The organism is Demequina gelatinilytica (assembly GCF_000971115.1).
GTDB lineage: Bacteria > Actinomycetota > Actinomycetes > Actinomycetales > Demequinaceae > Demequina > Demequina gelatinilytica.
On sequence record NZ_BBLV01000001.1, the window covers coordinates 81,139 to 94,860 of the forward strand.

11 protein-coding genes are annotated in these 13,722 nt (G+C 70.2%); 5 read left to right on the top strand and 6 right to left on the bottom strand.

Going from position 1 to position 13,722, the window contains the following annotated elements:
* Positions 1 to 15 precede the first annotated feature (15 nt).
* Positions 16 to 1,122 (bottom strand): ABC transporter substrate-binding protein, encoded by a 1,107-nt coding sequence (locus tag AOM00_RS00380; protein ID WP_062515905.1) that lies wholly within the window; start codon positions 1,120 to 1,122, stop codon positions 16 to 18.
* Between the two features lie 234 nt (positions 1,123 to 1,356).
* On the opposite strand from AOM00_RS00380, the gene AOM00_RS00385 reads away from it, so the two are divergent.
* Together AOM00_RS00385 and AOM00_RS00390 are read left to right on the top strand one after the other, a co-directional pair.
* A complete protein-coding gene (locus AOM00_RS00385; RefSeq protein WP_062515906.1) occupies positions 1,357 to 2,157 on the top strand; it encodes an FAD binding domain-containing protein in 801 nt (266 codons plus the stop codon).
* The gene (locus AOM00_RS00390; protein WP_082096375.1) at positions 2,154 to 4,880 is read left to right on the top strand and encodes a molybdopterin-dependent oxidoreductase; all 2,727 of its coding nucleotides are present in this window, start codon (positions 2,154 to 2,156) and stop codon (positions 4,878 to 4,880) included. The genes AOM00_RS00385 and AOM00_RS00390 overlap by 4 nt, the downstream gene beginning before the upstream one ends.
* On the opposite strand, the gene AOM00_RS00395 is transcribed toward AOM00_RS00390, so the two are convergent.
* Complete coding sequence (locus AOM00_RS00395; RefSeq protein WP_062515907.1) at positions 4,864 to 5,775, bottom strand: XdhC family protein; 912 nt, start codon at positions 5,773 to 5,775, stop codon at positions 4,864 to 4,866. The two genes, AOM00_RS00390 and AOM00_RS00395, sit on opposite strands and share 17 nt — an antisense overlap.
* 35 nt (positions 5,776 to 5,810) lie before the next feature.
* Here AOM00_RS00395 and allB point away from each other — a divergent pair, with 35 nt between their 5' ends.
* A complete protein-coding gene (allB, locus tag AOM00_RS00400; RefSeq protein ID WP_062515908.1) occupies positions 5,811 to 7,127 on the top strand; it encodes an allantoinase AllB in 1,317 nt (438 codons plus the stop codon).
* Positions 7,128 to 7,205: 78 nt separating this feature from the next.
* Positions 7,206 to 8,108, top strand: a complete 903-nt coding sequence (pucL, locus tag AOM00_RS00405; protein WP_062515909.1) for a factor-independent urate hydroxylase — start codon at positions 7,206 to 7,208, stop codon at positions 8,106 to 8,108.
* Between the two features lie 87 nt (positions 8,109 to 8,195).
* Here pucL and nrdF read toward each other — a convergent pair whose 3' ends face one another.
* The 4 genes from nrdF to nrdH are packed head-to-tail and all read right to left on the bottom strand — an operon-like array spanning position 8,196 to position 11,991.
* Positions 8,196 to 9,170, bottom strand: coding sequence for a class 1b ribonucleoside-diphosphate reductase subunit beta (nrdF, locus tag AOM00_RS00410; protein WP_062515910.1), 975 nt, complete (start codon positions 9,168 to 9,170; stop codon positions 8,196 to 8,198).
* A gap of 44 nt (positions 9,171 to 9,214) precedes the next feature.
* On the bottom strand, positions 9,215 to 11,320 hold the full coding sequence (gene nrdE / locus AOM00_RS00415; RefSeq protein ID WP_062516083.1) for a class 1b ribonucleoside-diphosphate reductase subunit alpha: 2,106 nt from the start codon (positions 11,318 to 11,320) through the stop codon (positions 9,215 to 9,217).
* A gap of 20 nt (positions 11,321 to 11,340) precedes the next feature.
* Complete coding sequence (gene nrdI, locus AOM00_RS00420; protein WP_062515911.1) at positions 11,341 to 11,742, bottom strand: class Ib ribonucleoside-diphosphate reductase assembly flavoprotein NrdI; 402 nt, start codon at positions 11,740 to 11,742, stop codon at positions 11,341 to 11,343.
* Between the two features lie 12 nt (positions 11,743 to 11,754).
* Positions 11,755 to 11,991, bottom strand: coding sequence for a glutaredoxin-like protein NrdH (gene nrdH, locus AOM00_RS00425; RefSeq protein ID WP_062515912.1), 237 nt, complete (start codon positions 11,989 to 11,991; stop codon positions 11,755 to 11,757).
* A 273-nt stretch (positions 11,992 to 12,264) separates the two neighbouring features.
* Here nrdH and AOM00_RS00430 point away from each other — a divergent pair, with 273 nt between their 5' ends.
* Positions 12,265 to 13,701 (top strand): amidohydrolase family protein, encoded by a 1,437-nt coding sequence (locus tag AOM00_RS00430; RefSeq protein WP_062515913.1) that lies wholly within the window; start codon positions 12,265 to 12,267, stop codon positions 13,699 to 13,701.
* The last annotated feature ends 21 nt before the right edge of the window (positions 13,702 to 13,722 follow it).

The following is a 13,722-nucleotide window of genomic DNA, read 5'->3' on the forward strand; positions in this document are numbered from 1 at the left end:
TGTGATGCTCGCAGATCAGCCCGCGTAGGCGATGAGCTCGGGGTGCTCCTCGTAGACCTCGGCGAGGAGGCTCATGTCGAAGAGGTCCGCGGCCTCGAGCTCGATGCCGGCGCCGGCGAGCGACGCGAGGGTCGACGCCTGGAGCTCGTCCGAGATGGTGAAGAGGCCGTTCGCGACCGTCTCCTCGGAGACCACCAGGTCCTCGGCCTGCGCGATCGCGCCCGCCTCGGAGTTGGCCGGGTCGAGACCCAGGTCGGAGCCGTAGACCTCGTACGCGAGGCGCGCACCCTCGGCGGGGTCGTTGACCGCGTCGGTCCAACCGAGGATCTCGGCGTAGAGGAACGCCTTGAGCGCGTCGCGGTTCTCCTCGATCGACTGGTCGGTGACGGTCACGGTCTCCGCGACGAACGGCAGGCCGTTGTCCGCGAAGGGCAGGTTCACGGTGTCGTAGCCCGCCGCCGCGACGGTGATGGCCTCGTTGGTGAGGTAGGCGATGAAGCCGTCGACCTCGCCGTTGGTGAGCGGCGCCGGGTCGTACTCGACGGGCACGATGGTGACGTCCCCGTCGGTCAGGCCGTTGGCGGCCAGCAGCGCCTCGAACAGCGAGGTGTTGGACGCCTGCACACCGATCTTCTTGCCGACCATGTCGTCGACCGTGGCGATGTTGCCACCGTCGGCAAGCGAGAGGACCGTGAAGGGGTTCTTCTGGTACGTGGTGCCGATGATCTTGAGCGGCGCCTCCTCGGCGGCGACCGCCGAGCCGATCGAGACCGCGTCCGAGAGCGCGACGTCGGCGGTGCCCGAGAGCAGCTCGGCCGCGCCGGTCGACGGGCCGGGGGTCAGGGAGACGGAGGCGAAGCCCGCGTCGGTGTAGTAGCCGTTCGCGTCCGCGAAGAACTCGCCGGAGAACTCCTCGTTCTTGATCCACGACAGCTGGACGGCGAAGTCGCCGTAGGTGCCGGGCTCGACCGCAGCGGCTGTCTCCTCGGTGGTGCCGGCGGCACCGGTGGACGAGCCCTCGGGCTCCGCCTCGCTCGACGAGCAGCCCGCGAGCGCGAGCGCCGCGACTGCCGCGGTGGCGACGGCGACCGTACGGCCCGCCTTGCCGGTGATGAAACGCATGTGTGTCTCCCTCGTGGAATGGACGCGTGGTCCGCCGCGAGCGCCGGGTGGTGGGGAAGCCTCCCGCGGCAGCCGGGCTCACAGGTCCGGCACGTCGCCGACGACGTTATGGAATGTAGATTTCATGAACATGCGCGTTTGTGTTTCGCCCTCGTAAATTCGCGGTTCCGTGACACAAGCGTGACTTTCGGGCGTGGCAGACTCGCCGCAAAAGTCCGGTCGGAAGGAGGCGTGATGGACCTGAGCACGGTCGCGAGCTACCGCCGCGCCACCACGCGCCGCGAGCTCGCGCTGGCCCCCGGCGAGCGCTTCCTCGCCGGTGGTACCTGGCTGTTCTCTGAGCCCAACCGCGACATCACGGGGCTTGTCGACCTCGCCGGCATGGGCTGGCCGGGTCTCGAGGTGAGCCGCGACCGGCTCGCCATCGGCGCGACCTGCACCATCGCGGAGCTCCTGGCGCTCCCACCCCATGTGGGATGGGCCGCCCAGCCGCTGTTCGCGGATGCCGCGAACGCGCTGCTCGCGAGCTTCAAGATCTGGAACGAGGCGACCGTGGTGGGCAACATCTGCCGCTCGTTCTCCGCCGCCGCGATGCTCGCCGCGTGCGTCACCCTCGACGCCGACGCCGTGATCTGGACCGCCGCGGGCGACGAGCGCATCGTCCCCGTCGCGAGCCTGCCCACCGGCAACGGCACCACCACGCTCGCGCACGGCGACCTGGTGCGCGAGGTGCGCATCGGCGCCGATGCCCTCCGCGCCCGCACCGCCCTGCGCAAGATCGCGCTCGCGGAGCTGGGCCGCTCGGGCGCCGTGGTCACCGGCAGGGCGCACCAGGACGGACGCACCGTCATCGTCGTCACCGCCGCGACGCTCACCCCGACCGTGCTCAGGTACGCGGCGCCTCCCGCTCCCGCGCAGGTCGCGGACGATGCGCGCGCCGCCGACGGCTACTACACGGACGCCCTGGGCGCGGAGGACTGGCGACGGCACGTGGCCGGCGTGCTCGCGGCCGAGGTGGCGGAGGAGCTCGCATGAGGATGGATGTCGACGGCGCTCCCGTCGAGGGGCAGCCCGCCCCCGGTCAGTGCCTGCGCACCTACCTGCGCGACCAGGGCCGCTTCGAGGTCAAGAAGGGCTGCGACGCGGGCGACTGCGGCGCGTGCACGGTGCTGGTGGACGGCCGCCCGGTGCACTCGTGCCTCTACCCGGCTCTCCGGGCCGAGGGCAGGGACGTCACCACGGCGGGCGGCCTCGCCCCCGGCGACCAGGCGCATCCCGTCCAGGACTCGTTCGCGCGTCACTTCGCGTTCCAGTGCGGATTCTGCACGCCGGGCATGACCGTCACGGCCTCGACCCTCACCGAGGACGACCTCCCCGACCTCGACCGCCGCCTCAAGGGCAACCTCTGCCGCTGCACGGGCTACCGACCCATCCGCGAGGCCGTCGAGCACGCGGTCCGCGGCTGCGGCGGCTCCTGCGTGGGCTGCCCCGGAGGGACGGACGATGCGGCGGCGACGGCGGGCGCGAACGCGCGGCCGCCCGCGGCGGACCGCGTGGTCCAGGGCCGCGAGCCGTACACGTTCGACACCGACATCCCGGGCCTCACCCACCTCAAGGTGCTGAGCAGCCCGCACGCGCACGCCCGCATCGTCGCCATCGACGCGACGGAGGCGCTCGCGATCCCGGGTGTCCACGCGGTCCTGACCCACGAGGACGCGCCCGCGACCCGCTTCTCGACCGCGCGCCACGCGAACCGGCTCGACGACCCTCGCGACACGCGCATCCTCGACTCGACCGTGCGCTTCCGCGGCCAGCGCGTCGCGGCCGTGGTCGCGGACACGCCCGCCCTCGCGGAGGCGGGCTGCGCCGCGCTGCGCGTCGACTACCAGGTGCTTCCCGCCGTGCTCGATCCGGAGGAGGCCCGGTCGCCCGGCGCACCCCTGGTGCACCCGGGGCTGACCCCGGAGGACGGGGTCGAGGACGCGTCGCGCAACGTCGTCGCGTCGTGGCGCGGCGCCTACGGCAACGTCGGACGGGGCCTCGCACGGGCCACCGTCTTCGCGACCGGCACCTGGTCGAACGCACGCGTCAGCCACGCGCAGCTCGAGACGCACGGCTCGATCGGCTGGATCGCCGACGACGGCCGCCTCACCCTGCGCACCAGCAGCCAGGTGCCGTTCCTCACCCGCGACGAGCTCGCGCTGGTGCTCGACCTCGACCCCGCCACGGTGCGCGTGTTCGCTGCGCGCGTGGGCGGCGGCTTCGGCGGCAAGCAGGAGATCTTCACCGAGGACATCGTGGCGCTGGCGGTGCTGCGGACCGGCCGTCCGGTGGCGTACGAGATGACGCGCGAGGAGGAGTTCGTGCGCACGGCGACGCGCCACCCCTTCCGGGTCACCGCGACGCTCGGCGCCGACTCCGACGGCCGGCTCACCGCCATGGACATCGAGGTGCTGTCCAACACCGGCGCGTACGGCAACCATGCGATCGGCGTGATGTTCCACGGGTGCGCCGAGTCGCTCGAGGCGTACCGCTCCCCCGCCAAGCGCCTGCATGCCGAGGTGGTCTACACGAACACGACCCCCGCCGGCGCCTTCCGCGGCTACGGGCTGGGCCAGGTGATCTTCGCGGTGGAGTCCGCTCTGGACGAGCTCGCGCTCCAGCTGGGGATGGACCCCTTCGAGATGCGGCGCATCAACGCCGTGAAGGACGGCGACAAGCTCGGCGTGACCGAGCGGCGCCACCACGAGGACCTCGTCTTCGGCTCGTACGGCCTGGACCAGTGCCTCGACCTCGCCCAGGAGGCGCTGGTGCGAGGCAACGGCGTCGAGGCTCCGGAGGGTTGGGCCGTGGGCGAGGGCATGGCGCTCAGCATGATCGCGACCATCCCGCCGCGCGGGCACCCCGCGACCGCCGCGGTCACCGCGTTCCCCGACGGCACCGTCGAGGTCGCGGCCGGCACCGTCGAGTTCGGCAACGGGACCCACACCGTGCTCACGCAGCTGGCGGCGGAGGTGCTGGGCCTCTCGCCCGCAGCGGTGCGGCTCCACACCTCCGACACGGACGCCACCACCCACGACACGGGTGCGTGGGGCTCCACCGGCATCACCGTGGCGGGCAAGGCGGTGCACGCCGCGGCTGTCGCGCTGCGCGAGCTGCTCGACGACGGAGCGGAGATCCCCGAAGCGGGTCTCACCGCGCACGGCGAGACCGATGGCAAGATCCGCTCGCTCGCGTTCAACGTCCACGCCGCGCGGGTGGCCGTCGACGTCGAGACGGGCCGCGTGCGCATCCTCCAGTCCATCCAGGCGGCCGACGCCGGCACCGTGCTCAACCCGGCCCAGTGCCGCGGCCAGATCGAGGGAGGCGTCGCGCAGGGCATCGGCTCGGCGCTGTACGAGGAGGTCCTCATGGGCGACCAGGGCTCGCCCACCAACCCCGCCTTCCGCGTGTACCGCGTGCCCCAGATCGCCGACGTCCCCGAGACCGAGGTGTACTTCGCGGAGACCTCGGACTCGCTCGGCCCCCTGGGAGCGAAGTCGATGTCCGAGTCGCCCTACAACCCGGTCGCGCCGGCGCTGGCCAACGCGATCCGCCGGGCGATCGGGGTCCGTCCCATGGAGGTGCCGATGACACGCGACCGCGTCTGGCGCCTCGCGGCCTCAGCCCCCACCCCCACCCCCAGCACCAGCCGGGACACTCGCCTTGCTTCTGCGGGCGAGCCGTCGCCGGGCGGGACGCTCACCTCCGATGGATGACGCCTCCGAGCTCCCGGAGGGGGCGCCCGCTGGCCGCATGACGGTCCGCGATCACCTCGGCGAGGATCGCGATCGCCGTCTCGGCCGGCGAGGACCCTCCCAGGTCCAGGCCGATCGGCGAGCGCAGGCGCGCCAGCGCATCGTCCCCGACGCCCGCCTCGCGCAGGCGCTCGAGCCGGCGCTCGTGGGTGACCCGGGATCCCATCGCGCCCACGTAGCCGGCGGGCGATGCGAGGGCGACCTCGAGCGCCGGCACGTCCACGCGGTCGTCGTGGGTGAGGAGGCAGATCACGGTCGACTCCTCGACCTCGAGGGAGCGCAGGAACGCGTCCGGCCACGCGACGTGGACCTCGTGCGCCGTGGGGATGCGCTCCGCGGTCGCGAACACGGGGCGCGGGTCGACCACGATCACGCGGTACCCGAGCGCGCGTCCCGCCGCCGCGAGCGCTGGGCTGAAGTCGACCGCGCCCACGATCACCAGGCGCGGGGCGCGCGGACGGACGATGCGGTGGCCGCCCGGGAGGAGCATGGTCACCTCGCCGTCGTCCAGGGATGCCTCGAGCGCCTCCACGAGGTCCCGGTCGCCCGGTGCGACGTGGAAGGCGATCACGTCGACCGCCCCGCCGCATGCGAGGCCGGGCCGCAGCAGGTCGCCCTCGCCGCCGAGCGTCTCGGTCACGGGTGCCGGGTCGGCGAGGCGGGCGAGCGCGAGCTCGTAGGCCTCGGACTCGATGCAGCCGCCGGAGATCGCGCCGATCGCGCGGCCGTCCGCGGTGACCGCCATCGCGGAGCCCGGTGCGCGCGGCGTGGAGCCATGGACCGCGGTCACCACCACGACGCCGAGCGCGCCACCCTCGTGCAGCACACCCAGCGCCTCGCGCGCGATCTCGAACACGCCCGCCAGTCTGTCACCCCACCCGGAGGAACCAGATGAGCCACGACCTCGTCATCCGCGCACGCCGCGCAGTGCTGCCCACGGGGGAGGTGCCTGCGGCGATCTTCGTCCGCGACGGGCGCATCGCCGCCGTGGGCCCGATCGACGCCCCCGCGCCCGATGTCCCCGAGGTGGTGCTCGCGCCGGACGAGGTGCTCGTCCCCGGCGCCGTCGACACCCACGTGCACGTCAACGAGCCCGGCCGCACCGAGTGGGAGGGCTTCGACTCGGCCACCCGCGCCGCGCGGGCCGGCGGTGTCACCACCCTGATCGACATGCCCCTCAACTCGATCCCTCCGACGGTCTCGGTCGCGGCGCTGCGCGAGAAGCAGGCGGTGGCCGCCGGCAAGACGCACGTCAACGTGGGCTTCTGGGGCGGCGCGGTGCCGTCCAGCCTCGGATCGCTGCGCGAGCTCTGGGACCAGGGGGTGTTCGGCTTCAAGTGCTTCCTGGCGCCCAGCGGCGTCGACGAGTTCCCCCACCTGGACACGGCCGAGCTGGTGCGGGCGATGGAGGAGATCGCGGGCTTCGGCGGGCTGCTCATCGTGCATGCCGAGGACCCGGACGTCCTCGAGGCGTACGACACCCCGCCGGGCCGGGACTTCGGGGCGTTCATGGCCACCCGCCCCCAGGCGGCCGAGACGAGCGCGATCGCGACCGTCATCGCCGCGATGCGCGAGACCGGCGCGCGCGTCCACATCCTGCACCTCTCCGCGGCCTCGGCGCTGCCCGTGATCGCCGAGGCGAAGGCCGAAGGGCTGCCCCTGACGGTCGAGACCTGCCCGCACTACCTGACCTTCGATGCCGAGCACGTCCCCGACGGCGCGACGCAGTACAAGTGCTGCCCGCCCATCCGCTCGGAGGAGAACCGCGAGCGGCTGTGGGAGGCGCTCGCCGACGGCACCATCGACTTCGTCGCCTCCGACCACTCCCCCGCCACCGCGGATCTCAAGCTCGCGGGCGGCGGCGACTTCGGGATCGCGTGGGGCGGCATCGCAGGGCTGCAGACGTCCCTCGCGGCCGTGTGGACGGGCGCCCGGGTGCGCGGCTACTCGCTCACGGACGTCATGGGATGGATGTCGGCCCGTCCCGCCGCGTGGGCCGGGCTGGGCACCAAGGGCGTCATCGCGGCCGGCCACGATGCGGACCTGGTCGCGTTCGCCGCGGAGGAGCCGTGGGAGGTGCACGCGGGCGAGCTCGCGCACAAGAACCCCGTGAGCGCCTACGACGGGCACGCGCTCGCCGGGCGCGTGCGCCGGGTCTGGATCGGCGGCTCCGAGGAGGCCGACGGGGTGATGATCGCGCGGCCGTGACGGCGCGGCATCACGGCGAAATGTCGATGTAATCAACATGCCCTACCGTGCGATCAGCACCCATCAACGGAGGTAATCATGGGCATCATCCTGGGCGACCACCAGTACGGCAAGGCCGAGAACGGCATCGTGCGCATCGTGCGCGACACCCCTCGTCACGAGATCCGCGACGTCAACGTCTCGAGCTGCCTGCGCGGACGCTTCGACGATGCCCACCTCACCGGCGACCAGGGCGCCGTCCTCCCGACGGACACGCAGAAGCAGACGTCGTACGCGTTCGCGAAGACCGTCGGCCTGGCCTCGCTCGAGCGCTACGCCTATGCGCTCGCGACCCACTTCGTGAACGACGTCGAGCCCGTCGACCAGGCGCGCGTCGAGCTCGAGGAGTTCGCGTGGGAGCGCGTGTCCGTGGGCGGGACCGAGCATGACTTCAGCTGGGTGCGGAAGGGCCAGGAGGTGCGCACCGTGTCCGTCACGTACGACGCCGAGGGGACCTGGATCACCGGCGGGCTCAAGGACCTGGTGGTGCTGAAGTCCTCGGGCTCCGAGTTCCACGGCTTCCTCAAGGACGAGTACACCGTCCTCGAGCCCACTTCGGATCGCATCATGGCCACCTCGCTGGTGGCGAGGTGGCGCTTCGGGGACGTCGACGTCGAGGCCTTCGACTTCGACGAGGCCTACGCCGAGATCAAGGCGGCGCTGGTCGAGACCTTCGCGGGCTTCCACTCGCTCGCGCTGCAGCAGACGCTGTACGAGATGGGCAAGGCCGCGCTCGAGGCCGTGCCCGAGCTGGTCGAGGTGCGTCTCTCCGCGCCCAACAAGCACCACTTCGCGTACGACCTGGCGCCCTTCGGCCTTGAGAACACCAACGAGGTCTTCCACGCGGACGACCGCCCGTACGGGCTCATCCAGGCGTCGGTGACCCGCGACGATGCGCCGGACGCCGGCCCCGCATGGCAGGGGTACAGCGGGCTCGTCTAGGACCACCCGACCCGCGCATCGTCCACCCGGACGCGCAGAGGCCCCGCACCTTCCGGTGCGGGGCCTCTGCCGTGGACGCGGCGGGGCTCAGAAGTCCCAGTCGTCGTCCGTGGTCTCCTCGTGCTTGCCGATGACGTACGACGAGCCCGACCCCGAGAAGAAGTCATGGTTCTCGTCCGCGTTGGGCGACAGCGCCGACAGGATCGCGGGCGACACGTCGCACACGTTCGACGGGAACAGCGCCTCATAGCCCAGGTTCATGAGGGCCTTGTTGGCGTTGTAGTGCAGGAACTTCTTGACGTCCTCGGCCATGCCCAGACCGTCGTAGAGGTCGTGCGTGTACTGGACCTCGTTCTCGTAGAGGTCGTACAGCAGCGAGAACGTGTAGTCCTTGAGCTCCTCGCGACGGGCCTCGGTCTCGGTCTCGAGCCCCTTCTGGTACTTGTAGCCGATGTAGTAGCCGTGCACGGCCTCGTCGCGGATGATGAGGCGGATGAGGTCGGCCGTGTTCGTGAGCTTCGCCCGCGAGGACCAGTACATGGGCAGGTAGAAGCCCGAGTAGAAGAGGAAGCTCTCGAGCAGCGTCGAGGCCACCTTCCGCTTGAGCGGGTCGTCGCCGTGGTAGTAGTCGAGGACGATCTGCGCCTTGCGCTGCAGGTTCTGGTTCTCGGTGGACCAGCGGAACGCGGCGTCGATCTCGGGCGTCGAGCACAGCGTCGAGAAGATCGACGAGTAGCTCTTCGCGTGCACCGACTCCATGAACGCGATGTTCGTGTAGACGGCCTCCTCGTGCGGGGTCAGAGCATCGGGGATGAGCGACACGGCGCCCACGGTGCCCTGGATGGTGTCCAGGAGCGTGAGGCCCGTGAACACGCGCATCGTGAGCTCCTGCTCCTGCGGCGTGAGCGTCGCCCAGGACTGGACGTCGCCCGACAGCGGGACCTTCTCGGGCAGCCAGAAGTTGGCCGTGAGGCGGTTCCACACCTCGACGTCCTTGTCATCCTGGATGCGGTTCCAGTTGATGGCGTCGACGTGGCTGACGAGGGTCAGCTTATCGGTCATGTGAGTTCCTTCTTACGTGTGTCGAGAGGACGATGCGCGGGACGCTACAGCATGCAGCTGACGCAGCCCTCGACCTCGGTGCCCTCGAGCGCCATCTGGCGGATGCGGATGTAGTAGATGGTCTTGATGCCCTTGCGCCACGCGTAGATCTGCGCCTTGTTGATGTCGCGCGTGGTCGCGGTGTCCGGGAAGAACAGGGTCAGCGAGAGGCCCTGGTCGACGTGCTGCGTCGCGGCGGCGTAGGTGTCGATGATCTTCTCGGGGCCGATCTCGTACGCGTCCTGGAAGTACTCCAGGTTGTCGTTGTCCATGAAGGGCGCCGGGTAGTAGACGCGGCCCAGCTTGCCCTCCTTGCGGATCTCGATGCGCGACGCGATCGGGTGGATCGAGGACGTCGAGTTGTTGATGTAGGAGATCGAGCCGGTGGGCGGCACCGCCTGCAGGTTCTGGTTGAAGATGCCGTGCTCCTGGACGCTGGCCTTGAGCGAGCGCCAGTCCTCCTGCGTCGGGATCTCGATGCCGGCGTCGGCGAACAGCGCCGCGACGCGGGCCGTCGCGGGCACCCACTCCTGCTCGGTGTACTTGTCGAAGAACTCGCCCGACGCGTACTTCGAGTTCTCGAAGCCCTCGAACGCGGTCCCCTGCTCCTTCGCGATCGTGTTCGACGCGGCGACGGCGTGGAACAGCACCGTGTAGAAGTAGATGTTGGTGAAGTCCACACCCTCCTCGGAGCCGTAGTGGATCCGCTCGCGGCCGAGGTAGCCGTGGAGGTTCATCTGGCCCAGGCCGATCGCGTGGGCGCGGTCGTTGCCGTAACGGATCGACGGCACCGCGTCGATGGCCGACTGCGTCGACACCGCGGTGAGGCCGCGCACCGCGATCTCGACGGTCTGCGCGAGGTTGCCGCCGTCCATCGCGGTCGCGATGTTCATCGAGCCGAGGTTGCAGGAGATGTCCTTGCCGGTCTCCGCGTAGGTGAGGTCCTCGTTGAAGGTCGACGGGGTGTTGACCTGGAGGATCTCCGAGCAGAGGTTCGACATGTTGATGCGGCCCGCGACCGGGTTGGCGTTGTTCACCGTGTCCTCGAACACGATGTACGGGTAGCCGGACTCGAACTGCAGCTCCGCGACCGTCTGGAAGAACTGGCGGGCCGAGATCTTGGTCTTGCGGATCCGGGCGTCGTCCACCATCTCGTGGTACTTCTCGGAGATCGAGATGTCGCCGAACGGCACGCCGTAGACGCGCTCGACGTCGTACGGGCTGAAGAGGTACATCTCCTCGTTCTTGCGCGCGAGCTCGAACGTGATGTCCGGCACGACCACGCCGAGCGAGAGCGTCTTGATGCGGATCTTCTCGTCCGCGTTCTCACGCTTGGTGTCGAGGAACTTCATGATGTCGGGGTGGTGCGCCGAGAGGTACACCGCGCCGGCTCCCTGACGCGCGCCCAGCTGGTTCGCGTAGGTGAAGGAGTCCTCGAGGAGCTTCATCACGGGGATGATGCCCGAGGACTGGTTCTCGATGTGCTTGATGGGGGCGCCGGCCTCGCGGATGTTCGACAGCGAGAGCGCGACGCCGCCGCCGCGCTTCGACAGCTGCAGCGCGGAGTTGATCGAGCGGCCGATCGACTCCATGTTGTCCTCGATGCGCAGCAGGAAGCACGAGACGAACTCGCCGCGCTGCGCCTTGCCCGCGTTGAGGAACGTGGGGGTCGCGGGCTGGAAGCGGCCCGAGACGATCTCGTCGACCAGCTTGGTCGCGAGCTCCGTGTCGCCCGCGGCGAGCGTCAGCGCGACCATGACCACGCGGTCCTCGTAGCGCTCCAGGTAGCGCTTGCCGTCGAAGGTCTTGAGCGTGTAGCTCGTGTAGTACTTGAAGGCGCCCAGGAAGGTCGGGAAGCGGAACTTCTTGCCGTACGCACGCTCGGTGAGCTCCTGGATGAAGCCGAAGTCGTACTGCTCGAGCACCTCGGGCTCGTAGTACTTCTTCTCGACCAGGTAGTCGAGGCGCTCCTTGAGCGAGTGGAAGAACACGGTGTTCTGGTTGACGTGCTGGAGGAAGTACTCGCGCGCCGCCTCGCGGTCCTTGTCGAACTGGATCTTCCCCTCGGTGTCGTAGAGGTTCAGCATCGCGTTGAGCGAGTGGTAGTCCATGCCCGTGCGGGGCGTGTCGATCACAGTTGCTTCCACAGGTCTTCCAATCCATCGCGGACGGCGGTGACGTCGTCCTGCGTTCCGAAAAGCTCGAACTTGTACAGGTGCGGGACCTTGCACTTGCTGGCGACGATGTCGCCGGCGATGCAGTAGGCCGAACCGAAGTTGGTGTTGCCCGCGCTGATCACTCCCCTGATGTACGAGCGGTTGTGCTCGTCGTTCAGGAACTTGATGACCTGCTTGGGGACGGCGCCGCGGTCGTTGCCGCCGCCGTAGGTCGGGAGCACCAGCACGTAGGGCTCGTCGACCTTGAGAGGCTCCTCGGTGGGGTACAGCGGGATCCGGTCCGCCGGGACACCCAGCTTCTGCACGAAGCGGTGGGTGTTGCCCGAGGCCGAGCTGAAGTACACCAAGGAGGCCATAGGGCGGCTCGCTTAGGACGCGACCCGCTCGGCCAGCGCCGCGATGCGGTCGGGCTGGAAGCCCGACCAGTGCTCGTCACCCGCGATGACCACGGGCGCCTGGAGGTAGCCCAGCTTCATGACGGTGTCGTACGCGTCCTGGTCCTCGGTGACGTCGAAGATCTGGAACTCGAGCTCGGCGCGCTCGAGCGCCTTCTTGGTGGCGGTGCACTGCACGCAGGAGGGCTTCGAGTAGACCGAGATCGTCATGGGGACGTCCTTTCGAGACGCTAGGGCGGACTGGGTAGACGCCACTATATATGGGGCCTGCGCCCGGATGCCACCACTAGATGGTGTGTTTCCTCCACAGATTTACACACAATTTACACACAGCCTCGGGGGACGCCTGGGGATAGCCGCGGACGCCGTGCGCGACACGCCCGGCGACACGCCGGGACGGCCTGGGGATACTTGAAACGCACCCGAAACCCACCCCGTCTACGGTGACGATGCGCGCCTCCCCGGGCGCAGGGGGGACAGACCATGACAAGCCCGACAGACGCCTCGACCACGGGCGGCGTCCACGTCTACCGCGCCCACGTGTTCCACATCGCAGGCGCTCCCGACCAGACCCGGGTGGCCGAGCACCTGGTGTCCTTCCCCGACGGCGGGCTGGTGGTCGACGGCGAGGGCCGCATCGTCTGGCTGGGCCCCTGGCACTCCCTCCCGGCCGCCTACGCGGCGGCGCCGGTGACCCGCGCGGACTACCTCATCCCCGGGTTCGTCGACGCGCACGTGCACTTCCCGCAGTCGTACGCGACCGCCGCGCACGGCGGCGGGCAGCTGCTCGAGTGGCTCGACCACTGCATCTTCCCCACCGAGGCGCGGTTCGCCGACCTCGAGTTCGCCGGCCGTGCCGCGCGGTACTTCACGCGCCGCCGCATCGCCGCCGGCACCACCGCGGCGATGGTCTTCGGCAGCGCCTTCCCGGTCGCCCAGGACGCCCTGTACCGGGAGACGCTCGACGCCGGGCTGCGCGTGGTCTCCGGGCGCGGGATCCAGACGGTCGGTCCGGACGCCGCATCGGCCCTCCTCACCACCGAGGAGGACGCGGTCACGCTCGTGGCCGACGAGATCGACCGCTGGCACGCGGTCGACACCGGCGACCCGCGCACCGCGCACGTCCAGGTCGCCGTGGTCCCGCGCTTCTCGCTTTCGGTCACGCCGCGCACGCTCCACGCGCTCGGCGAGCTCTACGACGAGGCCCGCATGACCGGCGTCTACTTCCACTCCCACCTCAACGAGAACAACCGCAAGGGCGACGGCGAGATCGCCGCCGTGCTCGGCTCCTACGGCGTCGAGGCCTACCTCGACACCTACGACGGCCGCTTCCTGCCCGGCTCCAAGTCGGGAGGCCACTCGCTCCTGGGCCGCCGCTCCTCGCTCGCTCACGCCGTGCACTCGCAGCCGCGCGAGCTCGCCCGCATGGCCGAGACCGGCACATCCATCGCGCACTGCCCCACGTCGCAGCTGTTCCTGGGCTCGGGGACCATGCCCTGGCGTTCGACCGTCGCGGCGGGCGTCAACATCGCGCTCGGTTCCGACATCGGCGCCGGCGACGAGTGGCTGATCTCGCGCGTCGCGGGCGACTGCTACAAGGTGCACATCTCCGAGGAGGGCGAGGCGGGCACCGCCCTGCACCCCGCCGAGCTGCTGTTCGCCGCGACCCTGGCCGGCGCGCGGGCGCTCGACATGGAGCATGCGTTCGGCAACCTCGACGTGGGCAAGGACGCGGACTTCCTGCTCATCGAGACGAGCCGCTGGGAGCCGCTCGAGGGGATGCTGTCGATGGGCATCCGCTCCGACGACGAGGAGCAGGCGACGCTCGAGGAGCTCTTCACTCTGCTGGTCGGGCTGCGCCAGCCCGCGATCGCCGGGGTGTACGTCGCCGGTCGCCGGGCCGTCGCTCCCCCGCTGTAGGACCTGCGCCCGTCCGTGAGA

Coding starts and splice junctions, on each gene's coding strand:
- AOM00_RS00430 (WP_062515913.1), top strand. CDS start 12,265: ATGACAAGCCCGACAGACGCCTCGACCACGGGCGGCGTCCACGTCTAC.
- nrdF (WP_062515910.1), bottom strand. CDS start 9,170: ATGACCGATAAGCTGACCCTCGTCAGCCACGTCGACGCCATCAACTGG.
- AOM00_RS00390 (WP_082096375.1), top strand. CDS start 2,154: ATGAGGATGGATGTCGACGGCGCTCCCGTCGAGGGGCAGCCCGCCCCC.
- pucL (WP_062515909.1), top strand. CDS start 7,206: ATGGGCATCATCCTGGGCGACCACCAGTACGGCAAGGCCGAGAACGGC.
- nrdI (WP_062515911.1), bottom strand. CDS start 11,742: ATGGCCTCCTTGGTGTACTTCAGCTCGGCCTCGGGCAACACCCACCGC.
- AOM00_RS00380 (WP_062515905.1), bottom strand. CDS start 1,122: ATGCGTTTCATCACCGGCAAGGCGGGCCGTACGGTCGCCGTCGCCACC.
- allB (WP_062515908.1), top strand. CDS start 5,811: ATGAGCCACGACCTCGTCATCCGCGCACGCCGCGCAGTGCTGCCCACG.
- AOM00_RS00385 (WP_062515906.1), top strand. CDS start 1,357: ATGGACCTGAGCACGGTCGCGAGCTACCGCCGCGCCACCACGCGCCGC.
- nrdE (WP_062516083.1), bottom strand. CDS start 11,320: ATGGACTACCACTCGCTCAACGCGATGCTGAACCTCTACGACACCGAG.
- nrdH (WP_062515912.1), bottom strand. CDS start 11,991: ATGACGATCTCGGTCTACTCGAAGCCCTCCTGCGTGCAGTGCACCGCC.